General features: G+C 65.9%; 29 protein-coding genes. 19 read left to right on the top strand and 10 right to left on the bottom strand.

The features are described 5' to 3' along the window. The first annotated feature begins 2 nt into the window (after positions 1 to 2). The 4 genes from ACSF9G_RS17600 to ACSF9G_RS17585 all read left to right on the top strand — a co-directional run bounded on the left by ACSF9G_RS17600 (position 3) and on the right by ACSF9G_RS17585 (position 3,949). Complete coding sequence (locus ACSF9G_RS17600; RefSeq protein WP_436643425.1) at positions 3 to 1,331, top strand: NAD(P)/FAD-dependent oxidoreductase; 1,329 nt, start codon at positions 3 to 5, stop codon at positions 1,329 to 1,331. Then, on the top strand, positions 1,328 to 2,131 hold the full coding sequence (locus ACSF9G_RS17595) for a DUF1365 domain-containing protein (RefSeq protein ID WP_436643424.1): 804 nt from the start codon (positions 1,328 to 1,330) through the stop codon (positions 2,129 to 2,131). The genes ACSF9G_RS17600 and ACSF9G_RS17595 overlap by 4 nt, the downstream gene beginning before the upstream one ends. Further along, positions 2,128 to 3,369: a class I SAM-dependent methyltransferase gene (locus ACSF9G_RS17590; RefSeq protein WP_436643423.1), complete on the top strand. Its 1,242-nt coding sequence runs from the start codon at positions 2,128 to 2,130 to the stop codon at positions 3,367 to 3,369. The genes ACSF9G_RS17595 and ACSF9G_RS17590 overlap by 4 nt, the downstream gene beginning before the upstream one ends. An 82-nt stretch (positions 3,370 to 3,451) precedes the next feature. After that, positions 3,452 to 3,949, top strand: coding sequence for a DUF3833 family protein (locus ACSF9G_RS17585; RefSeq protein WP_436643422.1), 498 nt, complete (start codon positions 3,452 to 3,454; stop codon positions 3,947 to 3,949). Here the strand turns inward: ACSF9G_RS17585 and ACSF9G_RS17580 are convergent. From ACSF9G_RS17580 to ACSF9G_RS17565, 4 genes are read right to left on the bottom strand one after another with little or no spacing between them, the layout of a single operon-like run. Further along, complete coding sequence (locus tag ACSF9G_RS17580) at positions 3,879 to 4,352, bottom strand: nuclear transport factor 2 family protein (protein ID WP_436643421.1); 474 nt, start codon at positions 4,350 to 4,352, stop codon at positions 3,879 to 3,881. The two genes, ACSF9G_RS17585 and ACSF9G_RS17580, sit on opposite strands and share 71 nt — an antisense overlap. Beyond that, a complete protein-coding gene (locus ACSF9G_RS17575; RefSeq protein WP_436643420.1) occupies positions 4,349 to 5,110 on the bottom strand; it encodes an SDR family NAD(P)-dependent oxidoreductase in 762 nt (253 codons plus the stop codon). The genes ACSF9G_RS17580 and ACSF9G_RS17575 overlap by 4 nt, the downstream gene beginning before the upstream one ends. A gap of 18 nt (positions 5,111 to 5,128) precedes the next feature. Then, a complete protein-coding gene (locus ACSF9G_RS17570; protein ID WP_436643419.1) occupies positions 5,129 to 5,788 on the bottom strand; it encodes a ChrR family anti-sigma-E factor in 660 nt (219 codons plus the stop codon). Next, the gene (locus ACSF9G_RS17565; protein WP_436643418.1) at positions 5,785 to 6,387 is read right to left on the bottom strand and encodes a sigma-70 family RNA polymerase sigma factor; all 603 of its coding nucleotides are present in this window, start codon (positions 6,385 to 6,387) and stop codon (positions 5,785 to 5,787) included. The genes ACSF9G_RS17570 and ACSF9G_RS17565 overlap by 4 nt, the downstream gene beginning before the upstream one ends. 457 nt (positions 6,388 to 6,844) lie before the next feature. Here ACSF9G_RS17565 and ACSF9G_RS17560 point away from each other — a divergent pair, with 457 nt between their 5' ends. Next, positions 6,845 to 7,414: a LemA family protein gene (locus ACSF9G_RS17560; protein ID WP_436643417.1), complete on the top strand. Its 570-nt coding sequence runs from the start codon at positions 6,845 to 6,847 to the stop codon at positions 7,412 to 7,414. After that, positions 7,414 to 9,366, top strand: a complete 1,953-nt coding sequence (locus tag ACSF9G_RS17555; RefSeq protein ID WP_436643416.1) for a DUF2207 domain-containing protein — start codon at positions 7,414 to 7,416, stop codon at positions 9,364 to 9,366. The genes ACSF9G_RS17560 and ACSF9G_RS17555 overlap by 1 nt, the downstream gene beginning before the upstream one ends. 33 nt (positions 9,367 to 9,399) lie before the next feature. Here ACSF9G_RS17555 and ACSF9G_RS17550 read toward each other — a convergent pair whose 3' ends face one another. Further along, positions 9,400 to 9,843: a hypothetical protein gene (locus ACSF9G_RS17550; RefSeq protein ID WP_436643415.1), complete on the bottom strand. Its 444-nt coding sequence runs from the start codon at positions 9,841 to 9,843 to the stop codon at positions 9,400 to 9,402. Between the two features lie 165 nt (positions 9,844 to 10,008). Continuing rightward, the gene (locus ACSF9G_RS17545) at positions 10,009 to 10,239 is read right to left on the bottom strand and encodes a hypothetical protein (RefSeq protein ID WP_436643413.1); all 231 of its coding nucleotides are present in this window, start codon (positions 10,237 to 10,239) and stop codon (positions 10,009 to 10,011) included. 277 nt (positions 10,240 to 10,516) lie between these two features. Between ACSF9G_RS17545 and ACSF9G_RS17540 the strand changes: the two genes are divergently transcribed. After that, on the top strand, positions 10,517 to 10,765 hold the full coding sequence (locus tag ACSF9G_RS17540) for a PilZ domain-containing protein (protein ID WP_436643412.1): 249 nt from the start codon (positions 10,517 to 10,519) through the stop codon (positions 10,763 to 10,765). On the opposite strand, the gene ACSF9G_RS17535 is transcribed toward ACSF9G_RS17540, so the two are convergent. After that, on the bottom strand, positions 10,755 to 11,888 hold the full coding sequence (locus ACSF9G_RS17535) for a YeeE/YedE family protein (protein WP_436643411.1): 1,134 nt from the start codon (positions 11,886 to 11,888) through the stop codon (positions 10,755 to 10,757). The two genes, ACSF9G_RS17540 and ACSF9G_RS17535, sit on opposite strands and share 11 nt — an antisense overlap. A 168-nt stretch (positions 11,889 to 12,056) precedes the next feature. On the opposite strand from ACSF9G_RS17535, the gene ACSF9G_RS17530 reads away from it, so the two are divergent. After that, on the top strand, positions 12,057 to 12,974 hold the full coding sequence (locus ACSF9G_RS17530; RefSeq protein ID WP_436643410.1) for an MBL fold metallo-hydrolase: 918 nt from the start codon (positions 12,057 to 12,059) through the stop codon (positions 12,972 to 12,974). Positions 12,975 to 12,989: 15 nt separating this feature from the next. On the opposite strand, the gene ACSF9G_RS17525 is transcribed toward ACSF9G_RS17530, so the two are convergent. From ACSF9G_RS17525 to ACSF9G_RS17515, 3 genes are all read right to left on the bottom strand, one after another. After that, positions 12,990 to 14,087 (bottom strand): YeeE/YedE family protein, encoded by a 1,098-nt coding sequence (locus tag ACSF9G_RS17525; RefSeq protein WP_436643409.1) that lies wholly within the window; start codon positions 14,085 to 14,087, stop codon positions 12,990 to 12,992. Between the two features lie 134 nt (positions 14,088 to 14,221). Next, positions 14,222 to 14,608 carry an ArsR/SmtB family transcription factor gene (locus tag ACSF9G_RS17520; RefSeq protein ID WP_436643408.1) on the bottom strand — a complete coding sequence of 129 codons (387 nt, stop codon included), beginning with the start codon at positions 14,606 to 14,608 and terminating at the stop codon, positions 14,222 to 14,224. A gap of 89 nt (positions 14,609 to 14,697) precedes the next feature. Further along, positions 14,698 to 15,162, bottom strand: a complete 465-nt coding sequence (locus ACSF9G_RS17515) for a transcriptional regulator (RefSeq protein WP_436643407.1) — start codon at positions 15,160 to 15,162, stop codon at positions 14,698 to 14,700. Between ACSF9G_RS17515 and ACSF9G_RS17510 the strand changes: the two genes are divergently transcribed. From ACSF9G_RS17510 to ACSF9G_RS17460, 11 genes are all read left to right on the top strand, one after another. After that, the gene (locus ACSF9G_RS17510) at positions 15,161 to 15,895 is read left to right on the top strand and encodes a cytochrome c biogenesis CcdA family protein (RefSeq protein WP_436643406.1); all 735 of its coding nucleotides are present in this window, start codon (positions 15,161 to 15,163) and stop codon (positions 15,893 to 15,895) included. The genes ACSF9G_RS17515 and ACSF9G_RS17510 overlap by 2 nt on opposite strands. 26 nt (positions 15,896 to 15,921) lie before the next feature. Then, the gene (locus ACSF9G_RS17505; RefSeq protein WP_436643405.1) at positions 15,922 to 16,506 is read left to right on the top strand and encodes a thioredoxin family protein; all 585 of its coding nucleotides are present in this window, start codon (positions 15,922 to 15,924) and stop codon (positions 16,504 to 16,506) included. Positions 16,507 to 16,658: 152 nt separating this feature from the next. Beyond that, a complete protein-coding gene (gene soxX, locus ACSF9G_RS17500) occupies positions 16,659 to 17,120 on the top strand; it encodes a sulfur oxidation c-type cytochrome SoxX (protein ID WP_436643404.1) in 462 nt (153 codons plus the stop codon). Positions 17,121 to 17,143: 23 nt separating this feature from the next. Next, positions 17,144 to 17,596 (top strand): thiosulfate oxidation carrier protein SoxY, encoded by a 453-nt coding sequence (gene soxY, locus ACSF9G_RS17495; protein ID WP_436643403.1) that lies wholly within the window; start codon positions 17,144 to 17,146, stop codon positions 17,594 to 17,596. A gap of 24 nt (positions 17,597 to 17,620) precedes the next feature. Then, on the top strand, positions 17,621 to 17,947 hold the full coding sequence (soxZ, locus tag ACSF9G_RS17490; protein WP_436643402.1) for a thiosulfate oxidation carrier complex protein SoxZ: 327 nt from the start codon (positions 17,621 to 17,623) through the stop codon (positions 17,945 to 17,947). Between the two features lie 68 nt (positions 17,948 to 18,015). Next, on the top strand, positions 18,016 to 18,867 hold the full coding sequence (soxA, locus tag ACSF9G_RS17485; RefSeq protein ID WP_436644027.1) for a sulfur oxidation c-type cytochrome SoxA: 852 nt from the start codon (positions 18,016 to 18,018) through the stop codon (positions 18,865 to 18,867). Between the two features lie 159 nt (positions 18,868 to 19,026). Next, positions 19,027 to 20,721, top strand: coding sequence for a thiosulfohydrolase SoxB (gene soxB / locus ACSF9G_RS17480; protein ID WP_436643401.1), 1,695 nt, complete (start codon positions 19,027 to 19,029; stop codon positions 20,719 to 20,721). Between the two features lie 147 nt (positions 20,722 to 20,868). Next, a complete protein-coding gene (locus tag ACSF9G_RS17475; protein ID WP_436643400.1) occupies positions 20,869 to 21,591 on the top strand; it encodes a c-type cytochrome in 723 nt (240 codons plus the stop codon). A 29-nt stretch (positions 21,592 to 21,620) separates the two neighbouring features. Beyond that, positions 21,621 to 22,898, top strand: coding sequence for an FCSD flavin-binding domain-containing protein (locus ACSF9G_RS17470; RefSeq protein ID WP_436643399.1), 1,278 nt, complete (start codon positions 21,621 to 21,623; stop codon positions 22,896 to 22,898). A 229-nt stretch (positions 22,899 to 23,127) separates the two neighbouring features. Continuing rightward, positions 23,128 to 24,015 carry a peptidyl-prolyl cis-trans isomerase gene (locus ACSF9G_RS17465; protein ID WP_436643398.1) on the top strand — a complete coding sequence of 296 codons (888 nt, stop codon included), beginning with the start codon at positions 23,128 to 23,130 and terminating at the stop codon, positions 24,013 to 24,015. Then, positions 24,012 to 25,007, top strand: a complete 996-nt coding sequence (locus tag ACSF9G_RS17460; RefSeq protein WP_436643397.1) for a HupE/UreJ family protein — start codon at positions 24,012 to 24,014, stop codon at positions 25,005 to 25,007. Before ACSF9G_RS17465 ends, ACSF9G_RS17460 begins: the two co-directional genes overlap by 4 nt. Positions 25,008 to 25,152 lie beyond the last annotated feature (145 nt).

Here is a 25,152-nt window from a genome sequence, read left to right as displayed (position 1 = left end):
ACATGCAAATCGCCGTCATCGGCTCTGGGATCTCGGGACTTTCGGCGGCCTGGCTACTGTCGCGCGCCCATGACGTCACCGTTTTCGAAAGCGCCTCCTATGTCGGCGGCCATACCAACACGGTCGACGTCGACACGGCCGAAGGCCGCATTCCCGTCGACACCGGTTTCATCGTCTACAACGAGAAGAACTATCCGAACCTGACGGCGCTGTTCCGGCATCTCGGTGTCGAGAGCAGGTCCACCAGGATGAGTTTCGCCCTGTCGCTCGGTGACGGCGCCTATGAATATTCCGGCTCGCTGGCCGGGTTCTTCGGGCAGGCGAGAAATTTGGTTGATCTGGAGCATTGGCGCCTGTTTCTGGAGATCCTGCAGTTTTTCCGTGAGGCGCCCGCGGCGATCGAGCGCGACGAGGGACCGCTGACGCTCGGCGAGGCCCTGACGAAGGCCGGCTATTCCCGCCGTTTCATCGACGACCACCTGCTGCCGATGGGCGCCGCGATCTGGTCGACGCCGATGGACCGTATGCTGCAGTATCCAGCCGCCTCCTTCCTGCGTTTCTACAGGAACCACGGGCTGCTGCAGCTCGTCGGTCGGCCGCACTGGCGCACCGTCGCCGGCGGCGGGCGCGAATACGTGCGGCGCCTGCTCGCCGATTCCCGCACCGACCTGCACCTTGGATGCGGCGTGAAGACGGTGACCCGGCGCGGCGCCGAGGTGTTCGTCGAGGGCGAGGACGGCGTCGTCCGGCGCTTCGACCACGTCGTCGTCGCCACCCACGCCGACCAGGCGCTGGCGCTGCTCGGCGACGCCGACGGCGTCGAGCGCGACCTGCTCGGCGCTTTCGGATACCAGAAGAATCTTGCCGTTCTGCACACCGACAAGACCCTCATGCCGCGCCGGCGGCGCTTGTGGGCGAGCTGGAACTATCTGAAGATGACCGGCGGCACCGAAACCGGCCTGTGTGTCAGTTATTGGATGAACTGCCTGCAGAAACTTGCCACGTCGACGGATATCTTTGTGACGCTCAACCCGCCGCGCATGCCCGATCCCGCGCTGACGCACGGCAGCTTCGTCTACGACCACCCGGTGTTCGACGCCGCCGCCGCGGCCGCCCGCGAGCGCCTCTGGCACCTGCAGGGTCGCCGGCGCACCTGGTTCTGCGGCAGCTATTTCGGCGACGGCTTCCATGAGGACGGCCTCCAGTCCGGCCTCGCTGTGGCCGAGCAGCTCGGCGGCGTGCGGCGGCCGTGGTCGGTCGCCGAGGAGTCCGATCGCATCCGGCTGTCGCCGCCGGGCGTCGGTGTTCCGCTGCCGGAGGCCGCCGAATGACGGGGTTCCGCTCGTCCCTCTACGATGCGGTCGTCGTCCATCGCCGCGTCCGGCCGGTCGGCCACGAGCTGCGCTACAAGCTGACCTACGCGCTGATCGACATCGACGAGATCGGCGATCTCGACGCGCGGCTGAGGCTGTTCTCCTACAACCGCTTCAACCTGTTCTCGCTGCACGATCGCGATCACGGCGCCGGCGACGGCACGCCGCTGCGGCGCTACGTCGACCGGGTCATCGCCAGGGCGGGTCTGAGCGAGGAGGTCGCCAGCATCCGGCTGCTCTGCCTGCCGCGGCTGGCGGGATACGTCTTCAATCCGCTCAGCATCTACTATGGACTGGATCGCGGCGGCGCCCTGCGCCTCGTCGTCTACGAGGTCTCCAATACCTTCGGCGAGCGCAAGACCTATGTGCTGCCGGTCGCCGCCCGGGACGCCAGGCCGGTGCGCCAGAACTGCGCCAAGCGGTTCTACGTGTCGCCGTTCAACGATGCCGGCGGACGCTACGATTTCCGCATCCTCCCGCCCGGCGAGCGCGTACGGGTCGGCGTGTCCCTGTCGAACCAGACCGGCGCCGTTCTCGATGCGCACCTGGTCGGCGCCCGCCGCCCGCTCGACGACCATGAGCTCGCCCGCACGCTTTGGCGCCATCCGGCCCTGACCTGGAAGGTCACCGCCGGCATCCATTGGGAAGCCCTGAAGCTCTATCTGAAGGGTCTTCGCACGGTGCCGCGTCCGCCGGCCCCCGACGTGCCGGTGACCTATCTGCCGACGGCCTTCGAGATGGAGCGCCCGGCGCGATGAGCTTGACGATCCTCTCCGACGAAAAGTCCCGCCCGCGCGGCATGGTCGCGCGCACGCTCGACAGCCTTGCCATCTCGGCGACCCGGCGCCTGGTGTCCGGGGTCGATCTGCGCGGGTCGCTCGCGGTGACCGCGCCGGACGGACGGCGGTTCAGGCTCGATGGCGACCGGCCGGGCTTCGACGCGGCGATCGATTTCGCCAATCTGAGGATCATTCCGAAGGGCATCCGGCGCGGCCCGATCGGCTTTGCCCAGGCCTACATGGACGGCGACCTGACCACGCCGGACCTGGTCGCCTTCCTGCGCTTCTTCCTCGACAACCAGCAGGGGTTCGGCGAGGCGGGATCGGGGCTGTTCCGCGTCCGCCTGCCCGACCGCTTCTATCACCTGCTGCGCGACAACACGCGTTCGGGTGCGCGGCGCAACATCGCCGACCACTACGACCTGTCGAACGCCTTCTACCGGCTGTGGCTCGACGACGGCATGACCTACTCGAGCGCCTATTACGAGGACGGCGCCAACGATCTCGCCTCGGCCCAGCAGGCCAAGTACCGCAAGATCGTCGACGCGCTCGACCTCGAGTGCGGCCATGACGTTCTCGAGATCGGCTGCGGCTGGGGCGGCTTCGCCGAGGTCGCCGCCGGCGCCCACGACGCCCGCGTTACCGCCATCAGCCTGTCGCGCGCCCAGCTCGCCTATGCGCGCGAGCGCATCGACAAGGCCGGTCTCGCCGATCGCTGCGACCTGCGCTACGAGGACTACCGCGATTGCCGGGGAGCCTACGATCGCATCGCCTCCATCGAGATGATCGAGGCGGTCGGCGAGGCGCATTGGCCGGCCTATTTTTCGACATTGGCCCGGCGCCTCAAGGCCTCCGGCGTCGCCGCCGTTCAGGCGATCACCATTGCCGAGCCGTTTTTCGAGCGCTATCGCCGCGGCGTGGATTTCATCCAGCGCTACATCTTCCCCGGTGGCATGCTGCCGACCGCTCAGATTATCGAGCGGCAGGCCCGCGACGCCGGACTGGCGCTCGATGGCGCCGAGACCTTCGCCGACAGCTACGCGCGGACGCTGCGCGAGTGGCGGGCCCGGTTCCTCGCCGCCTGGCCGCAGATCGCCGCGCTTGGCTTCGACGAGCACTTCCGCCGCAAATGGGACTACTACCTGGCCTATTGCGAGGCGGGCTTCCTGGAGCGGCGCATCGATGTCGGCATCTATCGGCTCGTCAAGCCGGCGTGATCCGCCGGAATGCCCCAAGCAACGGAATCCGGGAAATCCGGACCCCCTCCGTTTTCGTAGGCATAGGGGGAGTAGGAAGACCATGCTCGATGCCGCCCGATACGTCACGCCCGACACGCTCGATCTGACCCGGTATTTCCTCGGCCGCACGTTCGCCTGGGGGCTGTTCCAGGACCGTTTTGGCACCGTGCGCCGGCGCTTCTCTGCCGTCATAGACGGCGCCTGGCAGGGCGACACCTTCGTCATGACCGAAGCCTTCCGCAACGACGACGGTAGCGGCGAACACCGCGTCTGGCGGATCGACCCGTCGCACCATGGGCGCTTCTCGGCGATGGCAGACGACGTGGTTGGCCGGGCGGAGGGACGGGCGAACGGCCCGGAGGTGTCGTTGTCCTATCGGATCAGGCTGACCGTCGGCGGACGCGGCCTCGTTGCCCGGTTCGACGATCGCATGGTGCTGATCGACGAGGATACCGTGGCTAACCGGGCGCGTGTGTCGAAATTCGGCATCACGCTTGGCGAGGTGACGATCCTGTTCCGCCGTGACGCGGGTGGCGGCTTGCCGAGATGCGCCGCCTGATCCCGCGGATGACCCGGCCGATCAGAGGGACTTTTTCATAGAGGATGCCGGCGTCCCAGTAGTCGGCGTGACGGCACACGCGGTTGTCCTCGTCGAGGACGACATGGCTCATGCCCTCGATCCTCGTTTGCCCGAACGCTCCCATGCGGCCCGTATAGGTCCAGCGCAGCAGCCATGTCCGGTCGCTGCCGTGGCAGTCGTTGACGACGAATGTCAGCTCCGAAACCTTCTCGAACATGTCCTCGAAGACATGGCGCAACGCGGCCCTGCCGGTCACGTCGTTGAAGGGGTCGGTGAACCGGACTGTCTCGGCACAGAGGTCGAGCACCGTGTCGATCGTATCGGGCCGCATCGCCTCGAGCGCGGCCACGTAGTCGGCGATGGCGGTTTCGGCGGTCTTCATCGGCGCGACACGAATTTGCGGACGATCCAGAAGAAAGCGGGATAGGGAAGTGCTCCGAGAAGCTTCATGCCCCAGGCGAACCGGCGCGGGAAGGCGACCTCGAAGCGTCGGCTCCGGAGCCCCTTCGCGATCCGTTCGGCGGCGGCATCCGGCTGCATCAGCAACGGCATCGGGAAGCTGTTCTTTTCCGTCAGGCGCGTTGCGACGAAGCCGGGATTGACCAGCGACACGGTGACGCCCGAGCCGTCCATCTCGGTGCGCAGCGATTCCGCGAGGTTGATCAGCGCCGCCTTGGTCGGTCCGTAGGTCGCCGATTTCGGCAGGCCGAAATAGCCGGCGACCGAGGCGACGATGGCGATCTGCCCGGCATCGCGGTCGCGCATCCCGGGAAGCAGCGCGGCGATGCAGGCGACGGCGCCGAGATAGTTCACGGCAACGCTGTCGGCAAAGGCGCCGACACGGATGTCGTCGAGCCGGAACGGCATCCAGATGCCCGCCGACAGGATCGCAAGGTCGACGGGACCGTGCGTCGCCTCGATCTCGCCCAGCACCCGCGCGGCGGCGCCATCCTCCGTGACGTCGAGCGGATGAACGGTGACCAGGCCCCCGGCTTCGGCCGCCAGGTCCTCGAGCGCGGCGACATCGCGCGCCGAAGCGGCGACACGCACACCGTCCCGGGCAAGACGCAAGGCCACGGCCCGGCCGATTCCCGAACTGGCGCCGACGATCCACGCGGTCTTCCAGGGGGACAGGCTCATGCTGACCGGCCCCGGCCCTCAGATGCGGAAATAGGGCTGCAGCAGCCGGCCGATGAGACCCTTGAAACGGGTCGGCGATTCGGTTGCCACCAGACAGATGCAGTCCTCCGGCGAATCCACGATCGGCGCGTGCTCGACGTCCTCGTCCAGATCGGCGACGTCGCCGGGTCCGTAGTGACCGGTCACGTCGCTATAGGAGCCCGCGAGGATGAGGGTCAGCTCGGTGCCGCCGTGTCCGTGCTCGGGAACGGCCTTGCCGGGCGCGATCCGCAACAGCCGCAGGTTGCCGGCGCCGGGCGTGACCGGGATCTCGTAGCTGCGCACGCCGGGCGCGAGCCAGCGCCAGCGGATCTCGTCGAGACCGCCGCCGATCAGGCGCGCCAGCGGCGTCGGCACGCGCGGGTCGCGGGTTCGCGGCGCCGGTTCGGGCATAGCGGGGCGGGCGGCGGCCGGGGTCTCGATGCGGGCCATGGCCCGGTCGAGCGCATCGGCATCGAGACCGACCGTATCGATGTCCTCGAGCAGTGCGCCGCCCGTGGCCTCGGCGGTGCGAACCGCCGCGCGGCACCGCGGGCAGATGGCGACGTGGGCGGCGACGGCAACGCAAAGGGCCTCGCGCAGCGTGCCGGCGGCATAGGCCATGATCGTCGCATCGTCGAGATGATGGTGGATGCTCAAATCTCGCCCTCGAGTACGTGTCGAAGCTTGTCGTAGGCCAGCCGCATGCGCGATTTCACCGTGCCGAGCGGAACGCCGAGCCGCCCCGCGATGTCGCGCTGCGACAGGTCGTCGATGAAGGACAGCCGGATGACCTCGGCCTGTTCGGGCGGCAGTTCGGCGAGCGCCCGCGTCACCAGCGTCTGTTCCTGTCGCGCCGATACCGCGTCGTCCTGCGCGACCACCCTGCGTTCGTTGCCGGCGTGATCCTCGGCGATTTCCAGATCGTTCACATCGTCGAAATACTGCACGGATTCGCGCCGCAACCGGTCGATGCGCAGGTTGCGCGCGATGGTGAAGATCCAGGTGGCGGCCGATCCTCGGCCCGGTTGGTACATCGATGCCTTGGTCCATACCGAGAGCATCGTGTCCTGCATCAGCTCCTCGGCGAGGGCCGAGTCGGCGCCCTTGCGCATCAACAGATGCTTCACGCGCGGCGCGAAATGCACGAACAGAGCCTTGAAGGCCTCCCGGTCCCGCGATTCCCCGATGCGGACGAGCAGCATGGTCATGGCGTCGCCGTGCGTCGCCGGACCGTGTTCGCTCGTGGGCTCGCTCATCTCAAAGGTCGCATACACGCCGCAGGATCCCCTTGATACCGCGACGAATACGGCAAGAAAACAGCGGCGGATCATTGGGACCGAAGGAAAAATGACTGATCCGTTTTCGGGGATTGATCGTAGTCATGGTCGATGCGGCGGCTTGTGACACATACGGCTTTAGGAATATGAATGCGGGGAATGGAGGTCGGCGCGCGGAGAAATGATCCGAAGCGCGCAGGGCGCGCCGACTGAACCTTCCTCACTGCGCGCGATACGATCTGGACAGCCGGTGCTCGTGCCCCCAACCGGGCACCGGCCAACCGCCTCGCGGCGGCAGTCGCGGGGCGGTTTCTCTTTCAGGCACCCGGTCACCCAGTAAACTACCTCGATACGTCAGCTGTTTTGAGCGATCGTGTTAGTCGCATTCCAGTGAGTCGCGCGGTAATGTCTGCGCGAATCGGAACAGGGGGCGGCCATGACCGTTGTTTTCATTCTCCTCGGTATCGTTGTGCTGGCGGTGCTGTATGTCATCGTCACCTACAACGCTCTGGTCTCGCTGAAGACACGGGCAGAGGAGGCCTGGAGCGACATCCAGGTCCAGATGAAACGCCGCTACGACCTGATCCCCAATCTGGTCGAGACGGTGAAGGGCTACATGAAGCATGAGGCCGGCACCCTGGAAGCCGTCGTCGAGGCGCGCAGCCGGGCGATGGCCGATACCGGCGGCCCGATGCATCAGGCCGAGACCGAGGGGATGCTGCAGCAGGCGCTGAAGAACCTGTTCGCGCTGGCGGAAAACTATCCCGATCTGAAGGCGAACCAGAATTTCCTGCAGCTTCAGGCCGACATCACCGACACCGAGAACCGGATCAACATGTCCCGCCGCTTCTACAACGGCTCGATCCGCGATCTGAACGTCAAGATCGACCAGTTCCCCTCCAACCTGGTCGCCCAGCAGTTCAGTTTCGGCAAGGGGGAGTTCTTCGAACTCGACGAGGCGGAAGCAAGCGCCGCCGCCAAGCCCGTAGAAGTCTCCTTCCGTTGATGCCTGCCGCCTACCTGCGTCGTTTCGCGCTCGCCGTCGGGCTGATCGCGTTCACAGTCGCGGGCCTGACCGGCTCCGCGCTCGCCCAGGTCGACGGCTACAGCCGCGAGGCGATCCGCGATTTCGCGGTGCGCATCGCCGTGGAGCGCGACGGCAGCATCCTGGTGACCGAGGACATCGAGGTCGTCGCGCTCGGCTACGACATCCGCCGCGGCATCTATCGCGACATTCCGCTCGGCGGGGCTGCTCTCGGCCTGCTCGGCCGGGCGCGTTTCGATCTGGTCCAGGCGCTGAAGAACGGTCAGCCCGAGCCCCATCGCATCGAGAACGACGGCGCCAATCTCCGCATCTATTTCGGTTCGCCGGACGTGTTCCTTGACCAGGGCGTCTATCGCTATCGTCTCGTCTACCGGATGAGCGATCAGGTGCGCCGCTTCGACGACTTCGACGAGATCTACTGGAACGTCACCGGCAACGAATGGTCGTTCCCCATCGAGAACGCCAGCGCCGTGGTGATCCCGCCGCCTGGCGCCCCGGTAACCCAGACCGCTGTCTATACCGGCTTCTACGGCCAGTCGGGCGACGATGCCGTGATCGGCGAGACCGCCGGCGGCGAGCCGAGGTTCCGCACGACGCGCTCGCTCGCGCCCGGCGAAGGCATGACCGTCGCCGTCGGCTGGCCGCCCGGCTATCTCGATCCGATCACCGGCTCGCAGCGGCTCACCCAGTGGCTGGAGCGCTGGGGCGCCTATATCGCCGCCGCCGTCTCGCTCGGCCTGGTGCTGCTCTACTACCTGATCGTCTGGGCCAAGGTCGGCCGCGATCCGCGCGGGGGCACGGTCATTCCGGTCTACCACCCCGAGATCCCGCCAGCCGCGATGCGGTATATCGAGCGCATGGGCTTCGACGATACGTGCTTCGCCGCCGCCGTCATCAACCTGGCGGTCAAGGGTCATCTGACGATCGCGAAGGACAAGAAGAAGCAGACGCTGAAAGCGCTGGATCCGGCCGACGGGACGCCGATGTCCCCCGGCGAGGCCGTCTTGTACGACGGCCTGTTCGCCTACGGCGACCAGATCACCATCCAGCGCAGCAGCCGCAGCCAGCTGAACGCCGCGGCAAGCGCGTTGAAGGGGCATTTCGACAAGACCTTCAACAGCATCTACTTCCATCGCAATCGCCTCTGGTTCGCGCTCGGCGTCGTGATCACGATCCTCGGCTGGGCGACCTCGGCGATCTTCTCGGCGCGGCATGTCGAGGCGCTGTTCCTGGCGATCTTCCCCGCCATATTCACGGTGGTCATCGGTTCGGCGGCGTTCCGCGCCTGGAAGTCCATGCGCCAGTTCGGTCAATCGGGCGAACCGGGCCAGATCGTGTCGGCGGTCTTGCAGGCCTTCATCGTCACCGTCATGGCCATCGGCATTAGCGGCGTCTTCCTGGGGATCGGCACGGAGATCGGTGTGATTCCGTTCCTGACGCTGATTGGTGTCGGCCTTCTGAACGTCGTGTTCTTCCATCTGCTCAAGGCGCCGACGGCGATCGGCCGGGCAGCGCTCGACGAGATCGAGGGCACGCGCCTCTATCTGACCGTTGCCGAGGAGGATCGGCTCAAGTTCGCCAATCCGCCCGACAAGACGCCGGAGCATTTCCACGAGTTGCTGCCCTACGCCATCGCGCTCGACGTGGAGACCGCCTGGACCGAGCAGTTCAAGGCCGAGATTGAAGCCGCCCGCACCAAGGACGACGGCAATCCGTATCTGAAGCCGTCCTGGTACTCGGGTTCCAGCCGCGGCGGCGGATTCAGCGATGCCCGCCAACTGCGCGCCGTCGGGTCCAGCCTCGGCGCGGCCTATTCGGCGGCAACCGTCACGCGCTCGAGCGGCGGCTCCGGATCGTCGGGAGGCGGATCCTCCGGCGGCGGCGGTGGCGGCGGCGGCGGTGGCGGCTGGTAACGCCCCAGACACCCGATCTCGCTGATCGCAGGCTCAGTGCCGGGTCGTGGTGCGCGGCTCCTCGGGGCGGCGCACGACATCCTCGATGAGACCGTCGAGCCACGGACGCTCGGTGGTGCCGCTGCGCCGGCCGATGGACATCTGCTCGACCGGCGTGCCGATCAGTGCCGGCTGCGCGACAGGCTTCGCCGCGAGCACCTCCCGCCACCCGGTCAGGCTGTCCAGGCGAGCGACCGGCGCGGTGTCGATCTGCACCGGATCGATCAGGAACGCGAAGAAGAAGATGCCGGACGCCAGGTAGATCAGCGCCATCGACTTCTCGCCGAGTTCGCCGATCTGCCTGCGGGTCCAGAACCTGTAGCCGGCCAGAAGGTTGAGCGCGAAGAGGTAGGCCAGCACATAGCCCGCGGCGCCGACGCTGTAGAGCACCGTCGGAACGACAACCAGCAGGATGAACAGCCACAATACCGCGCCCACGCGCGCCACCTTCCCTCTGGCAAATGTCTCGGAGTATCGGCTTCGACCGCCGGATCAGTTGCCCGCGGAGCCTCTAGCTTAACCAATCCACGAGGGCGGCAACAAGGTCTCGCGCTCGGATATGGTTACGGCCAGTAACGGCGTCGGCCGGATCGTGCCGGGCTGCTAGCGGCTGGTATCGGGCATCCTGTTCGCCTCGACCATCATCGCCGTGCCGAGCTGCGCGAGCGCGTCCTTGTGAAGCGTCAGCGTGACCGGACCGTCCGGCGTCATCAGGGCGACGACGCAAACCGAGGGCTCGTCCGGATGGGGCTGCAGATTGTAGCGCAGGGCGGGCAGGAGCACCTCCGAACGGACGTAGCCCTTGCGTGGCTTGGGAGCCTCTTCCTTCGACATGTGGTGCGCCTTTCCTGGAGCTCGATTGGCCGTTGCGGGCTAGCGGTTTCCCACCAAATTGTCGCAAGCGCAACCGGCGATGCAGATGGATCGTGGTCGCGGCCCCGCGCGCTCGCGCCGCGAGGGGCAGACCTGATCGAAATTGCACGGCGATCTCGTCGGTCTTGAATTATAATTCCAGGGCGAATCGCCCGTGCCGGTGCACGGGTGGGTTGCGCCGTCGTCGGCGCGGGACCGCGCGGGCACGCCTCACTGACATCAGCCGAGCGGAATACGGATGGAAAGACGGAACGAAACGGTTCGACGTCGCACGTTGAAGGGCGCCAAGATCATCTTCAACGCCAAGCAATCGACGATCGAGTGCATCGCCCGCAACATGACGGGAGAGGGAGCGAAGCTCGAAATGCCGCACACGGCGGAGGTTCCCGACACCTTCACGCTGGCGTCCAACGACGGAACGTTCACGCGGCAATGCGAGGTGAAATGGCGCAAGGCCGATTCGCTCGGCGTGGCGTTTACCGACTGACAGGGCCCGCTGCCGCCCCGGCCCGCGCATTGGCCGGTGTGCCCGCGGCGCCCAGCTCGGTTTCCAGAACCGCCTTTTCGCGTTCCATCAACACCCGGTCGGTGATCGCCGCCGATAGCCATATGGCGCTGAGTGTCACCCAGGCGGTGAGGGCGAATATGGCTGCTCCGGTGACGCCGGCGCCGACCGCGCATCCGCCGGCCAGCATGCCGCCGAAGCCCATCAGCGCCGCCCCGAACAGGTAGCGGCGCATCGATGCGGCATCGTGGAAGCCCTGTACGGCGAGTTCCCGCGTCAACAGGGCGGCGAGGAACGAGCCGAGAAACACGCCGGGGACGAGCCCGACGTCGAAATCCAGAATGCTGCCCGGCGGCGACAGGAACAGCATCAGCGTATCGGCGGACGGCCCCGTGAACGTCACGCCTTCCACCTGGACGGGATCGAAGGCCCGCTGCGACATCGCGTAGGTGAACCACCAGGCGAGCGGGATCGCCAGCCCGGTGCCGACCGCCGCGACGGCGCGCCATACATGCGTGCGCGACCGGATGGCGACGAAGAGGCCGGCTGCGAGCCAGAGGCACGTGAAGGCAATGGCCAGCGGCGCCGAGGCGCCGACGAAGGCGAGCAGGTCATTGCCGCCGATATCTGCGGTGGTGAACAGGCCGGCGAGCGTCTCGCGCAGCGGCCTCAGGAAGCCGCGCAGGCTCGCCTGGGCGACGACGGCGAAGACCAGCCCGGAGAGAAGCGCCCGTAGGTTGCCGGTCGCCGAGAGCACCAGCAGCCGGCTGGCGCAGCCGCGCGACAGCACCATGCCGGTGCCGAACATCAGTCCGCCGAGCGCGGCGCCGGACAGGCTCTGCGGCGATGCGAGCTGACGGGCTTCGGAGAGGTTGGCCAGATCGGAGGCGATCAGCAGCTGGGTGCCGAGCACCGCGGCCGAGAACGTGAGCAGCCAGACGGCGAGCTTGTGGCCGATGGTGCCATGCGCGAACTCGATCACCGCCGCCCGGAGGCAGAACCGGCTCTGCTGGGCGAAAGCCCCGAACATGAGCCCGACCGTCAGGCCGCCGCCGGCGAGAACCCACGGTTCGGAGAAACGGTCGAGCAGAAATTCGAGAGTCATGACCGGGCGGGCCTCCAGCGACCCTGTTGCGCCATCCCGCATCCCCGGGTGCCGCCGACTTCGCCGGACAATGGACCTTGTCGCAAGGCCGCCTACATTGACGTGGCGCAACGGCAGGCGCATAAATTCAAAAAAATGCATATATCGAATAGCGGGAGGTCTCAACCGATGAACAGGGCACTGACGCGCCGCGACTTTCTGGCCGGAACCGCGGCGGCCGCGACGATGCTGGGGATGCCGGCCGGTCCGGCACGGGCCGCGACGGCCAACAGCGTGCCGCTCGGCGACGCGGAGGTTCTGGTCGTTTCCGACGGCAGCCTGACGCAGCCGATGAGCTTCGTTTTGCCGGACCGGAGCCCGGAGGAAATCGCCGCGTTGGGCCTGCCCGCGGACACGTTGCATCCCGACTGCAACGTCACGCTCCTGCGCGCGCCCGACCGCCTCGTGATGTTCGACGCCGGTTCCGGGCCGCTGTTCCAGGACACCGTCGGCGCGCTTGCCGACAACCTGGCGGCCGCCGGTATCGATCCGGGCGACGTGACCGACGTCGTCTTCACCCACGCGCACCCCGATCACATCTGGGGCGTGCTCGATGACTTCGACGAGCTGGTCTTCTCGCGGGCGCGCTACTTCGTGCCCCAGGCCGAATGGGATTTCTGGCGCTCGGACGATGCCTTTGCGGACCTGCCGGAAGAGCGCGCGAGTTTCATTGTCGGCGCGCGCAACCGCTTCGACGCGCTCGAGGAGCAGGTGACTCTGATCAGGCCGGGCGAGGAAGTGCTGCCGGGCGTGGAGGCGGTGGATACCGCCGGCCACACGCCGGGGCACATGTCCTACGTGCTGCATGGCGGCGGCGACAGCGTCCTCGTCACCGGCGATGCGATCCTGAACGCGGTGATCTCGTTCGAACGCCCCGACTGGCGCGTGGGTCCGGACCAGGACCAGGACCAAGGCGCGAAGACGCGGACGGCGCTGCTCGACAGGATCGCGGCCGACAAGTTGCGGATCGTCGGCTTCCACCTACCGCATCCGGGTATCGGAACGGCGGAGCGATCCGGAAGCGCCTATCGGTTCGTCGTAAGCTGAGCGCCGGTCTGGCGGCTATTCGGCCGGGGCGCTACCATGCGCCCAGCGGAACGGTGCCAGCGCCGATCCTTCCAGGAGCCAGGCAAGTCCCATCCGCGCCCCGAGCCCGATCGAGGCGATGACGACAGGCGCCGAGATCGCCAGCGTCGACACCGCGGTGATGCCCTGTCCGACCGTGCAGCCCATGGCGAAGACGCCGCCGATGCCCATCATCACGCCGCCGGCCAGATGGCGGCCGAGTTCGCGGGCGTCGTCGCAGGCCTCCCAGCGGGTGTCCTTCTTGTGCCAGGCGCCCAGCGTCGCGCCGATCAGCGTGCCGACGATCAGGCCGACGCCGTAATCCGGCAGGCTGCCGGTGAAGGTGATGACCTGCAGAAGCAGGTCGCCGACGGGCACGACGAACGAGCCGGCTTCGATCTGCACCGGCACGAAGGCGCGCTCGGCGATCAGCACCGTGGAGAGCCAGCCGAAGGCGATGACGAGGCCGATCGTGACGCCAGTGGTGATCTGCCGGTATTTGCGCCGAAAGGCGCCGTCACGGAAGATCCAGTACAGGAGGCTCGCGGCCATGAGGACCGCGACGACGGCCCGCACGTCCGCGCCGACCAGCGCGGAGGCGATGCTGCCGAGCGACTGGTCGCCCGCGAACGACAGGTCGAGCGCCAGGTTGTCGACGACCTGGATCCGCGCCAGACCGACGAGCCCGCGCTGTGTGGCGAGCGCGGCGAGGCCGAGCACGATGAGCACGACCAGCGACCGCAGGCTGCCGCCGCCGAGGCGGATCACCGCGCCGAAGCCGCAGGTCCCCACGAGGGCCATGCCGAAGCCGAACATCACGCCGCCGATGATGGCGCCGGTCAGTCCGAACTCCGCAGCCAGGTAGAAACTCGGAGAAAGGTCGATGATCCCTGCGAGGACCATCGCCTGGGTGGCGACGAGGGCGGATGCCGCGGCGAGCGCCCAGGTCCGAACGCCGGTTCCGTCCCCGGCGTACCAGTAGCGCTCGAGCGCGGAGAGCGTGCAGAACCGGTTTACCCGCGCGACATAGCCGAGCACGATCCCGGCGATCACGCCGAGAATCGGCAGCACGAACCGTGCGTCGAAGCCTTCCATGCGCGTCTCCCCTCCGCCGCTTTGCCGCGACGGTTATTGTTTTTCGCAATGCTACGCGTGGACGCGCGGCAAGGCAATTGCGGGAGAAGCAGGTCGGGGAGCTGGATCGGGAGCCGGGGATCAGGCGCCGGGGATCAGGCGTCTTTCTCGAGCACCGGCTTGCAGAACAGATTGTAGAGCGCGCCGATGATCGAGGAGACCTCGTCGTCGGCGATGCGGTAGTAGACCATGCGGCCCTCGCGCCGGGTGGTCACCAGCCGGTCGAACCTGAGCCGGGCGAGCTGCTGCGAAACCGAGGCCTGCGGCAGGGTCAGCATTTCCTCCAGTTCCGAGACCGACTTTTCGCCGTTCGACAGCAGGCACAGCATCAGCAGTCGCGTTTCGTGCGACAGCGCCTTGAGCAGGTCGCTGGCCTTGCGCGCCTGTTCGACGAGCGCCTCGAAGTCCGCTTCGCTCGCCGGACCTGTCAGGTCGGGCAGTGCCGTGTCGAGTGTCCTGGGTGCCGGCATCTGTTGAGTCATTGTCTTGGTCTCGAAAGCGAATGTGTATTTTATGCGATTATTGCGCCGCAAAATAGTCCGCCACGGCGCGGGTGCCAACTGCCGGGTCGTCACATCCGCGCCGACGGCGCCAGCTTTTCCAGCATCTCGCCCAGAAGTGGCCAGAAGAAGTCCGCGCCGGGATAGCCGCGCAGCCGAGCGATCTCTACGCCGTCCTCCACCAGAATGAATGTGGGCGTCAGTCGTTCGCGGGCGATGTTGTCCAGGTCATCGGGCCATGGTTCGGTGATGTCGACGAACCGGATCGGCGCGAGCCGGCCTTCCTCCGTCTTGGGATAGGCGACGCCGATTTCCGCGTGCCAGCGCACGCACCATTCGCAACCGGGCTGCTGCAGCATGATCAGCTCGGCCGCGCGCGCCTGCCCCGCGACAAGAAAAACCATCATCACGAAAGCAAAAAAGGCCTTCACGAACCACTCCATCCAATTCAGCGATTGCAATACATAGCAAATAGTAAATATGTTCGCTAGTTGCCGCACAGGTAGGGGATGCGGCGAGAAGCGGTGAAACGGCATGCTGGAAGTCTCCGTCGGCGCTGCATTCCTCGCGGGAGTGCTGTCCTTTGTTTCGCCTTGCGTGCTGCCGATCGTCCCCCCTTATCTTTGCTACCTCGCCGGCGTCAGCTTCGACCAGCTGAAGGGCGACACGGTGGAAACCGGCACCTCGCGCCGGATCATCGTGTCCTCCATCGCCTTCGTGCTCGGCTTCACCACCGTCTTCGTCGGTCTCGGCGCCACGGCCAGCGTCGTCGGCCAGGCGATCGCCCGCTACTTCGACGTGCTCTCGATCATCGCCGGCATCATCATCATAGTGATGGGGCTGCACTTCCTGGGCCTGTTCCGCATCGGCCTGCTTTACAAGCAGGCGCGCGTCGAGGTGCAGGGCAAGCCGGCCGGTCTCGGCGGCGCCTATCTGATGGGGCTCGCCTTCGCCTTCGGCTGGACGCCCTGTGTCGGTCCGGTGCTCGCCGCCATTCTGTTCGTCGCCGGCTCAACCGACACCGCCTGGCGCGGCGCCATGCTGCTTGCCGTCTACGCGCTCGGAATCGGCCTGCCGTTCATACTCGCCGCCGCCTTCGCCACCCGCTTTCTCGGCTTGGCGGCGCGCTTCCGTCGCCACATGGGGACCGTCGAAAAAGTGATGGGTGCGCTTTTGGTTCTGACTGGTATCCTGTTCATTACCGGCCAGATGTCGGCGATCGCGCTGTGGCTGCTCGATACGTTCCCGGTGTTCAGCCAGGTCGGCTGACGTCGGACCCCATAGGGAGGACAATGATGCTGAAACGTCTGTTGCTCGTCCTGTCCATGCTGGCATTCGCCGCGCCGGCCGGCGCGGTCACCATCGGCGACGACGGGCTGCACAAGCAGGACTGGTTCTCGATAACGTTCCGCGACATCGCCGAGGACATCGAGGCCGCCAATGTGGAAGGCAAACGCCTGGTCCTCGTCTTCGAGCAGCGCGGCTGCATCTACTGCAGGAAGATGCACGAGGAACTCCTGGCCGACCCGGAAGTACGCGACTACATCAAGGCGAACTTCAAGGTCGTCCAGTACAACATGTTCGGCGACGAGGAGGTCACCGACCTCGACGGCGAGGTGCTGACCGAGAAGACCGCCGCGCGCAAGTGGGGCTACGTCTTCACGCCGACGATCGTCTTCCTGCCGGAGCAGGCGCCGGAAGGGGGCAGCGTCGCGCAGGCCGCCGTTGTCACCATGCCCGGGGCCTTCGGCAAGTCGACCTTCCTGCACATGTTCCACTGGGTCCGCGAGAAGGGCTACGAGACCGACGAGCACTTCCAGAAATACCACGCCAGAAAGCTTGAGGAACGCCGTGCGGCGGGAGAGAATGCCGCCGACTAAATTGACTTTGTGCCCGGGTTCCGGCGAATTTGATGATTGCAATACATTCAAAAAAGCATATTAATGCATCCATAAACAACGATGAGAACACGCGGGAAACGCGTGAAAGAAACCGGGTCAACCGGTTCGAGAGGAGGAGGAGAGACGCCAGAATGACTATACGTATGGGCATCGCCGGCCTCACGGCGATCGTGCTCGCGGCGGGGGCCGCCAGCGCGGAAACCTTGGCGCCCGGCGAAGTGACCTTCAAGGATGGGGCCGTCGAGATGTCCCTGACGGGGCAGCCCGGCGATCCGGAGGCCGGTGCCAAGGCGTTTGCCGACCGCAAGCTTGGCAACTGCCTTGCCTGCCATGCGGTCTCGCGGATGTCGGACCAGCTTTTCCACGGCAATGTGGGCCCGGCCCTGGACGGCGTCGCCGCGCGGTATTCGCCCGAGGGGCTGCGCGCCATCGTCACCAACTCGAAGGAAGTCTTCGGCGATCAGACGGTCATGCCTGGCTTCTACTCGCTCGATGTGGGGATCGATGTCACCGAGGCGTTCCAGGGCAAGACGATTTTGTCCGCGCAGGACGTAGAGGACGTGGTGGCGTTCCTGGGAACGCTCCAGGAATAGCGCGAACACTAATGGAGATAGGCATGAAACTGACACGACGTGAAGCGCTCGCGCTGAGCGCCGGTGCCGCCGTATTCGCCATCGCCGGCGGGCGCGGCACCGCATGGGCCAGCACCGAGGACACGCAGAAGGCAATCGACGCGTTCACCGGCGGCGCCGCTCCCCAGAGCGGCCGCATCACGCTGAACGCGCCGGAGATCGCGGAGAACGGCAACACGGTTCCGGTTTCCGTCGCGGTGGATAGCCCGATGACTGACGACGACTACGTCGCCGCGGTGATGATCCTCGCGGAGGGCAATCCCAACCCGAACGTCGCCACCCTTCACTTCACGCCGATGAGCGGGTCCGCCGATGTGACCACCCGCATGCGGCTGGCGAAGACCCAGAACGTGATCGCGCTCGCCAAGATGAATGACGGCTCGGTCTTCATGGACAAGAAGGAAGTCAAGGTCACGATCGGCGGCTGCGGCGGCTGATCGGAGCAACGAGGACAGGAACTGATGGCAGAATCCAAACCGCGCGTGAAAGTCCCGAAGTCTGCCTCGAAGGGCGAGGTGGTGACGATCAAGACTCTGATCAGCCACCCGATGGAGTCCGGGCAGCGGAAGGACAAGGAAGGCAACCCGATCCCGCGCAAGATCATCAACAAGTTCACCTGCACCTTCAACGGCAAGGAAGTGTTCTCCGGTGATCTCGATCCGGCAATCGCGGCGAACCCGTACTTCGAGTTCAACGCGAAGGTCGACGAAAGCGGGACGTTCGTTTTCACCTGGGTTGACGATGATGGCAGTGTCTACACAACGGAAGCCGCAATCGAGGTGAACTGACGAGATCAAACGATGATCGGACGGGCAAAGAACCCGCCGACATAGTGGAGGAGGAGAAGCCCGTGGATATCAGGAAACTGGGCCTGGCAATCGCGCTGGGGGGGATTGCCGGTCTGGCCTTCGCTCCGGCGCAGGCCGACCCCGTCGACGACGCCCTCGTCATCGACGGCAAGGAAATGGTCACGCGCGTCGAGCCGCCGGAAGGCCATCCGTTCGATGAGGTGCTTTCCGGCTGGCTGTTCCGGACGCCGGAGACACGTGCCCTGGAGACGGATACCTTCGCCAATCCCGGCATGCTCTATGTCGAGCAGGGCGAGCGGGTCTGGAACCAGGTCGAAGGCGCGGCGGGCAAGTCCTGCGCCTCGTGCCACAACGACGCAGCCGAGTCGATGAAGGACGTCGGCGCCGGATATCCCAAGTGGAACGCGGCGGCCGGCAAGCCCTACAACCTCGAGCTCCAGATCAACGAGTGCCGCGTCAACAACATGCAGGCGGAGCCCTACAAGTTCGACGCGGGGGATCAGAAGGCGCTTGTCACCTACATCAAGCACCAGTCGCTGGGCGCGCCCGTCAAGGTCAACCTCGATGACGGCGACATGAAAGCCTGGTGGGACAAGGGCAAGGAGTACTACTACACGCGCTTCGGCCAGTTGAATCTGTCGTGTGCAAACTGCCACGAGGAGAACAACGGCAACTACATCCGTGCCGACCATCTCAGCCAGGGCAATGTCAACGGCTTCCCGACCTACCGGTTGAAACAGGCCAGCATGGTGTCGCTGCACAATCGCTTCCGCGGCTGCATTCGCGACACGCGGGCGAACTATCCCGACGCCTTCTCGGACGAGCTGATGGCGCTCGAGGTCTATGTGACCTGGCGCGGAACGGGCCTGTCCGTCGAGACGCCGGCGGTTCGCCAGTAGCAAGGTGGATCGGCGGGGTGTCCGGCTCCGCCGCGCCTGCTCTACCGGCGGAGGTGCGCCGGCTCAACCGATCGAAGGGGTAAACCGGAGCGGGGGCGTTGCGCTCGCTCTCGCGGGAGGCCTCGCCTTGGGCCTTAGCAACGGAGCATCGAGACGGCGATGATTTCACGGCGCGAATTCCTGATGGCGGCGGTTGCGACGGGGGCGATCCTCGGGCCGAATAGCGACGGGCGCTGGACCCGCGCTTTTGCCCAGCAGCGACTGAGCGAGGACGCGCTCCTGTCGATGGAGCCGTTCGGCAACGTCACCCTCGTCCACATCACCGACATCCACGCGCAGCTGAAACCCGTCTATTTCCGCGAGCCGTCGGTCAACCTCGGTGTTGGCGAGGTCGCCGGCCTGCCGCCGCACGTGACCGGTGCCGATTTCCTCGAGCTGTATAATATCGAGCCGGGCTCGCCGGAAGCCTACGCACTCACATACGAGGACTTCACCGCGCTGGCCCGGACCTACGGCCGCATGGGCGGCATGGACCGCGTCGCAACGGTGGTGAAGCGCATTCGCGCCGAGCGCGGCGACAGCATGCTGCTGCTGGATGGCGGCGACACGTGGCAGGGTAGTTACTCGGCGAACGAGACGCTTGGCGCCGATATGGTCGAGGTGATGAACGCGCTTCGGCCGGACGCCATGACCGGCCACTGGGAATTCACCTATGGCGCCGACCGGGTTACCGAACTGGTCGACAGCCTGCCGTTCTCCTTCCTCGGCTCCAACATCTACGATGCCGAATGGAACGAGCCCGCCTTCGAGCCGATGAAGATGTTCGAGCGTGGCGGGGTGAACATCGCCGTGATCGGCCAGGCGTTTCCCTATACGCCGATCGCCAATCCGCGCTGGATGATCCCCGGCTGGTCTTTCGGTATCCGCGAGGAGGATATCGCGGCCCATGTCGAGGAAGCGCGCGCCGGTGGCGCCGATCTCGTCGTGCTGCTCTCGCACAACGGCTTCGATGTCGACCGCAAGCTCGCCTCCCGCGTCGACGGCATCGACGTGATCCTGACGGGTCACACCCACGACGCCCTACCCGAACCGGTGATCGTCAACGATACCCTGCTGATCGCCTCCGGCTCGAACGGCAAGTTCGTCTCCCGCCTCGATCTCGACATTCGCGACGGTGCCGTGAAGGGCTATGCCTATCGGCTTATTCCCGTCTTCGCCGACGTCATCGCGCCGGACGCCGAGATGGCCGCGCTGATCGACAAGGTACGTGCGCCATACGAGGCGGAGCTCGCCCGCGAGCTTGCCCGAACCGAAACGCTGCTTTACCGGCGCGGCAACTTCAACGGCACCATGGACGATCTGATCTGCCAGGCCCTGCTCGAGGAGCGCGAGGCCGACATCGCGTTGTCTCCGGGGTTCAGATGGGGCACGTCTCTGCTGCCGGGTGATGCGATCACGGTCGAGGATCTGCACAACGCCTGCGCCATGACCTATCCGGCTGTCTACCGCTCGACCATGTCCGGGCAGATGCTCAGGGACATTCTCGAGGACGTCGCCGACAACCTGTTCAATCCCGATCCCTATTATCAGCAGGGCGGCGACATGGTCCGCGTCGGTGGCATGAGCTACACGATCACCCCGACGGCGGGCATGGGCTCGCGGATCTCCGATATGACGGCGCTGAAGACCGGCGAGCCGATCGATCCGGGAGAGGACTACGTCGTGTCGGGCTGGGCATCCGTCAACGAGGACACCGAGGGGCCGGCGATCTGGGACGTCGTCGAGGCCTGGCTCAAGGACAACCCGGTCGTGACCCTTGAGGAGAACAACCGGTCCGTTCGCATCGCGGGCTGAAGGTGGCCGCTGGTCGCCGAGAACGGCCACGGCGAACCCGGCGGGCGCCGCCGTTCTGACGCTGCGGAAGAATGTGGGCTATGCGAGTGTCCGGTCGTGATGTAGGTTGAAGAAAACGCGTTACTTTTCGCTCCGTGCGATTGGAAAATGGGGACCACCCTGGGAGGCTTGGGGCGCATTGTTGCTCCGTTGATTGTGGCGGCCGCCGTCGCGTTGGCCAACGGGCCTTCTTTTGCCGAAGGCGACCCCAGCGAGGGGGAAGCACTTTTCCGATCCTGCAAGGCATGCCACCAGATCGGCGCCGGTGCGCTGAATGGTGTCGGACCGCATCTCGACGCCCTGTTCGGGCGCACCGCCGGCAGTCTCGACGGTTTCCGCTATTCGTCCGCCATGCGGGACAGGGGCACGGACGGCCTCGTCTGGGACGAGCGGACGCTCGATGCCTATCTGGAAAAACCGCAGACGATGGTGCCCGGCACGCGCATGTCGTTCCGTGGCATCCCGGACCCGGAGGCGCGGACCCACCTGATCGCCTACCTGAAGCAAGCCTCGGCCTCCGCGCCGGCCGCCGATCCGACCACGGCGCCGGCGCCGCGCCCTGAAATGGCTACCGCGGTCCTGGAGATCGAGGGCGATCCTGCCTACGGCGAGTATCTCGCGTCCGAATGCGTCACCTGCCATCAGCCGTCCGGTCGCGCGGAGGGCATTCCCTCGATTGTCGGCTGGCCGAAGGACGCCTTCATTCGCGCCCTGTTCGAATACAAGACCAATGTCCGCAGCCATCAGGTCATGCGGATGATCACGACGAATCTCGGCAACGAGGAAGTTGCGGCGCTTGCCGCATATTTCGAGAAGCTCGAGCCGCAATAGGGCTACGGGCGCATCCTGGGGAGGATATCATGACGAAACTTACACGCCGAAGCTTTGGACTCTTCACCGGCGCATTGGGCGTGACCCTGGCGCTGCCGACATATCTGCGTAGTCAGGACCGACCGAAGGTGGTCGTCATCGGCGGCGGCGCCGGTGGCGCGACGACGGCACGCTACATCGCCAAGGATTCCGAAGGGGCGGTCGACGTCACCCTGATCGAAGCCAATCCGCAATACACCACGTGCTTCTTCTCGAACCTCTATCTCGGCGGCTTCCGCGATTTCGACTCGATCACCCACACCTACGACAAGCTCGCCTCGAACTACGGGATCTCGGTGGTCAACGGCATGGCCGACACTGTCGACCGGGAAGCCAAGGAAGTGGTCATGGCCGACGGCAGCCGCGTTCCCTACGACCGGCTGGTGATCGCGCCTGGCATCGACCTGATCTGGGATTCGGTGCCTGGCTATTCGGAGGAAGCGGCCGAGATCATGCCGCATTCCTGGAAGGCCGGCCCGCAGACGCAGCTCCTCAAGTCCAAGCTCGATGCGATCGAGAACGGCCAGCAGATCATCATGGTCGCCCCGCCCAATCCCTATCGCTGTCCGCCCGGCCCCTACGAGCGCGCCTCGATGTTCGCCCATGTACTGAAGTCGAAAGGCTTCACGGATTCCAAGGTGATCATCATCGATCCCAAGCCGAAGTTCTCCAAGCAGGGCCTGTTCCAGGAGGGCTGGGAGAAGCACTATCCGGGCATGGTCGAATGGTACGGGCCGGACGTGCATGGCGGCATCACCGGTGTCGATCCGGCCGCGGGCACCGTCACGACGGATCTCGATACCTTCAAGGGGGCTCTGGTCAACGTGATCCCGGCGCAGAAGGCCGGGGCGATCGTGGCAAAGGCCGGCCTCACCGACGACAGCGGCTTCGTCCCGATCGATCCCTATTCGATGCGTTCGAAGGCGGACGAGAACATCTTCGTCGTCGGTGATGCCACCATCGCCGGCGACATGCCGAAATCCGCCTTCTCGGCCAACAGCCAGGCCAAGGTCGCGGCCATGACCATCCGCGGCGACTTGACCGACTCCAAGGTGTTCCCGGCCAAGTACGCGAATACCTGCTGGAGCCTGATCGAGGCCGACGATGGCGTGAAGGTCGGCGCGCAATACGCCCCGACCGACGAGAAGATCGCCTCGACCACGAGCTTCATCAGTCAGACCGGAGAAGACGGCTCACTGCGCAAGGCGACCTACGAGGAATCGATCGGCTGGTACGCCGGCATCACCAACGACATCTTCGGTGACTGAGGAGACCGGAGCGATCATACGGGCCGTCGCGCTCTTCAGTGGAGCGCCCACGCGACGGACGCCTTTGGACCGCGGGCTGATCTGACCGTGCCCCGGGGCAGAAGAGTTCGATCGCAAGTTTCATTGCGGCGGGTGCGGGTCTCCCACGCCCGCCGCATCCTTTTTTTCCGTTGTTTGATTTCGGCGTTATGCAATTATTTAGTCGGCACCAAATTCTGGGGCGCGATTGATGACGGTGATTTCGCGACTGGTCCGTGAACCGCTGTTTCAGTTCCTCGTCATCGGCGCGATCGTATTCGCAGCTTATGCGGCGGTCGGGACGCGCAACGATGTCGCGGGGCAGGAGACGATCGTCGTCACGCCGGGCCGGATCGCGCAGCTGTCCGAGACGTATTCGCGCACCTGGCAGCGGCCGCCGACGCAGGATGAGCTGAACGGGCTGATCGACGCCTTCGTCAAGGAGGAGGTCTTCTACCGCGAGGGCCGCAGGCTCGGCCTCGATACCGACGACACGGTCTTCCGGCGGCGGCTGCAGCAGAAGCTGGAATTCATGATGGAGCCGGACCCGGCGGATCTCGCGGCGTCCGACGAGGAGCTCGAGGCCTACAGAGCAGCCAATGCCGAGGCCTATCGGGTGCCGGAGCGCATCGCGTTCCGTCAGATCTTTTTCAATCGGGATGCGCATGGAAACCGGATCGACGCCAAGGTCGACGCCGCGCTGGACGCGCTGGGCGGCAACGGCGCCGGGATCGAGACGCGGAGCCTGGGCGACCGGACGATGCTGCCCTTCTCGATGCCGCTCACCCCGACCGACCGGATCGCCATCAGCTTCGGACAGCAGTTCGCCGATGCCCTGAAGGCGATCACGCCCGGCCAATGGCATGGCCCGGTCGAGTCGACCTTCGGTCTGCACCTGGTCCTGATCGACGATCTAAGCCGCGCGCGCGATCCCGACCTCGCCGACGTGCGCGATGCCGTCCGGCGCGACTGGGAAGGGGAGAAGCGGCGGGAAATCGCCGAGGCGCGCTATCGTGCCATGCGCGACAAGTACGACGTGACCGTGATCTGGCCCGAGGCGCCCGACGGGCAGGTCGGGGCGCAGGCGGAAAACCGATGAAGCGCCTTGTCGCCGCCCTGGTCCTGGCACTCGCGGGCCTCGTCGCGACGATGGCCCAGGCCCACGAAGTGCGTCCGGCCTATCTGTCGATCGACCAGAGGGCACCGGAAGACTTCGATGTCCTGTGGAAGGTGCCCACACGGGGGGAGGCCCGCCTGGCGCTTGGCGTGTCGTTGCCGTCCGCCTGCGCGGAAACCTCGCCGGTCGTTGCCGCCGATGTGGGCGCAGCCATGGCCAGCCGGTGGAGCGTGCGCTGTACCGGCGGTCTCGACGGCAAGACCCTGGCGATTGACGGCCTCGTCGCCACCTACACGGATGTGATCGCGCGGATCGCCTGGTCCGACGGGACGGTCCAGACCGCCCGGTTGACACCGGATTTCCCGGACCTCGTCCTCGAGACCGCGCCAGGCGCGCTGGCGACGGCGAAGGCCTATTTTTTTCTCGGCGTCGAGCACATCCTGCTCGGGATCGATCATCTGCTCTTCGTGCTGGCGCTGCTGCTTCTGATCCGCGACCTGAGGAGGCTGATCGAGACGATCACCGCCTTCACGGTTGCCCACTCGATCACGCTCGCGGCTGCAGCCCTCGGCTGGACCCAGGTGCCCCAGCCTCCGGTCGAGGCGGCGATCGCGCTCTCCATCGCGGTCGTCGCCGCCGAGATCATCCGGGCCGAGCGGGGCGAGACGGACCTGTCGATACGCTACCCATGGCTGATCGCGTTCTTGTTCGGCCTCCTGCATGGCTTCGGCTTCGGCGGCGCGCTGCGCGATATCGGCCTGCCGCAGAAGGACGTGCCGTTGGCGCTGCTCACCTTCAATCTGGGCGTCGAGGCCGGACAGCTTCTCTTCGTCGCGGCGGTCCTCGTCGTCGCGCTCGTCGCTCGCAGACTGTTCGCCATGCGCGGCGCGTTGATCCGCGGCCCGGTCGGCTACGCGACCGGCTGCGTCGCCGGCTTCTGGTTCGTCGAGCGGGTGGTCAGTTTCATGGTGTAGCCGAAGAGGCTGGCCGTCGGAAACGGCGATACAGGGAGATATCGCGACGTTTTACTTGTGGTGCAGGCGCAGTGGGCGCAGGGTTGCGACGTAAGAAGTCAATAAACGAAACGCACGCGGGAGGGCGACGACTATGTCAATACTC

Origin of the sequence: Microbaculum mangrovi (assembly GCF_051390635.1) — a bacterium.
Taxonomy (GTDB): Bacteria; Pseudomonadota; Alphaproteobacteria; order Rhizobiales; family Tepidamorphaceae; genus Microbaculum.
The sequence above is the reverse complement of the archived record's forward strand: the minus strand, read 5'-3'. Positions and strand labels throughout refer to the sequence as shown.

Coding starts and splice junctions, on each gene's coding strand:
- ACSF9G_RS17540 (WP_436643412.1), top strand. CDS start 10,517: ATGGAAAGACGGAACGAAACGGTTCGACGTCGCACGTTGAAGGGCGCC.
- ACSF9G_RS17535 (WP_436643411.1), bottom strand. CDS start 11,888: ATGACTCTCGAATTTCTGCTCGACCGTTTCTCCGAACCGTGGGTTCTC.
- ACSF9G_RS17515 (WP_436643407.1), bottom strand. CDS start 15,162: ATGCCGTTTCACCGCTTCTCGCCGCATCCCCTACCTGTGCGGCAACTA.
- ACSF9G_RS17590 (WP_436643423.1), top strand. CDS start 2,128: ATGAGCTTGACGATCCTCTCCGACGAAAAGTCCCGCCCGCGCGGCATG.
- ACSF9G_RS17560 (WP_436643417.1), top strand. CDS start 6,845: ATGACCGTTGTTTTCATTCTCCTCGGTATCGTTGTGCTGGCGGTGCTG.
- soxY (WP_436643403.1), top strand. CDS start 17,144: ATGAAACTGACACGACGTGAAGCGCTCGCGCTGAGCGCCGGTGCCGCC.
- ACSF9G_RS17530 (WP_436643410.1), top strand. CDS start 12,057: ATGAACAGGGCACTGACGCGCCGCGACTTTCTGGCCGGAACCGCGGCG.
- soxZ (WP_436643402.1), top strand. CDS start 17,621: ATGGCAGAATCCAAACCGCGCGTGAAAGTCCCGAAGTCTGCCTCGAAG.
- ACSF9G_RS17595 (WP_436643424.1), top strand. CDS start 1,328: ATGACGGGGTTCCGCTCGTCCCTCTACGATGCGGTCGTCGTCCATCGC.
- ACSF9G_RS17470 (WP_436643399.1), top strand. CDS start 21,621: ATGACGAAACTTACACGCCGAAGCTTTGGACTCTTCACCGGCGCATTG.
- ACSF9G_RS17545 (WP_436643413.1), bottom strand. CDS start 10,239: ATGTCGAAGGAAGAGGCTCCCAAGCCACGCAAGGGCTACGTCCGTTCG.
- ACSF9G_RS17565 (WP_436643418.1), bottom strand. CDS start 6,387: ATGAGCGAGCCCACGAGCGAACACGGTCCGGCGACGCACGGCGACGCC.
- ACSF9G_RS17520 (WP_436643408.1), bottom strand. CDS start 14,608: ATGACTCAACAGATGCCGGCACCCAGGACACTCGACACGGCACTGCCC.
- ACSF9G_RS17600 (WP_436643425.1), top strand. CDS start 3: ATGCAAATCGCCGTCATCGGCTCTGGGATCTCGGGACTTTCGGCGGCC.
- ACSF9G_RS17505 (WP_436643405.1), top strand. CDS start 15,922: ATGCTGAAACGTCTGTTGCTCGTCCTGTCCATGCTGGCATTCGCCGCG.
- soxB (WP_436643401.1), top strand. CDS start 19,027: ATGATTTCACGGCGCGAATTCCTGATGGCGGCGGTTGCGACGGGGGCG.
- ACSF9G_RS17580 (WP_436643421.1), bottom strand. CDS start 4,352: ATGAAGACCGCCGAAACCGCCATCGCCGACTACGTGGCCGCGCTCGAG.
- soxX (WP_436643404.1), top strand. CDS start 16,659: ATGACTATACGTATGGGCATCGCCGGCCTCACGGCGATCGTGCTCGCG.
- ACSF9G_RS17475 (WP_436643400.1), top strand. CDS start 20,869: ATGGGGACCACCCTGGGAGGCTTGGGGCGCATTGTTGCTCCGTTGATT.
- ACSF9G_RS17465 (WP_436643398.1), top strand. CDS start 23,128: ATGACGGTGATTTCGCGACTGGTCCGTGAACCGCTGTTTCAGTTCCTC.
- ACSF9G_RS17585 (WP_436643422.1), top strand. CDS start 3,452: ATGCTCGATGCCGCCCGATACGTCACGCCCGACACGCTCGATCTGACC.
- ACSF9G_RS17510 (WP_436643406.1), top strand. CDS start 15,161: ATGCTGGAAGTCTCCGTCGGCGCTGCATTCCTCGCGGGAGTGCTGTCC.
- ACSF9G_RS17575 (WP_436643420.1), bottom strand. CDS start 5,110: ATGAGCCTGTCCCCCTGGAAGACCGCGTGGATCGTCGGCGCCAGTTCG.
- ACSF9G_RS17525 (WP_436643409.1), bottom strand. CDS start 14,087: ATGGAAGGCTTCGACGCACGGTTCGTGCTGCCGATTCTCGGCGTGATC.
- ACSF9G_RS17555 (WP_436643416.1), top strand. CDS start 7,414: ATGCCTGCCGCCTACCTGCGTCGTTTCGCGCTCGCCGTCGGGCTGATC.
- ACSF9G_RS17460 (WP_436643397.1), top strand. CDS start 24,012: ATGAAGCGCCTTGTCGCCGCCCTGGTCCTGGCACTCGCGGGCCTCGTC.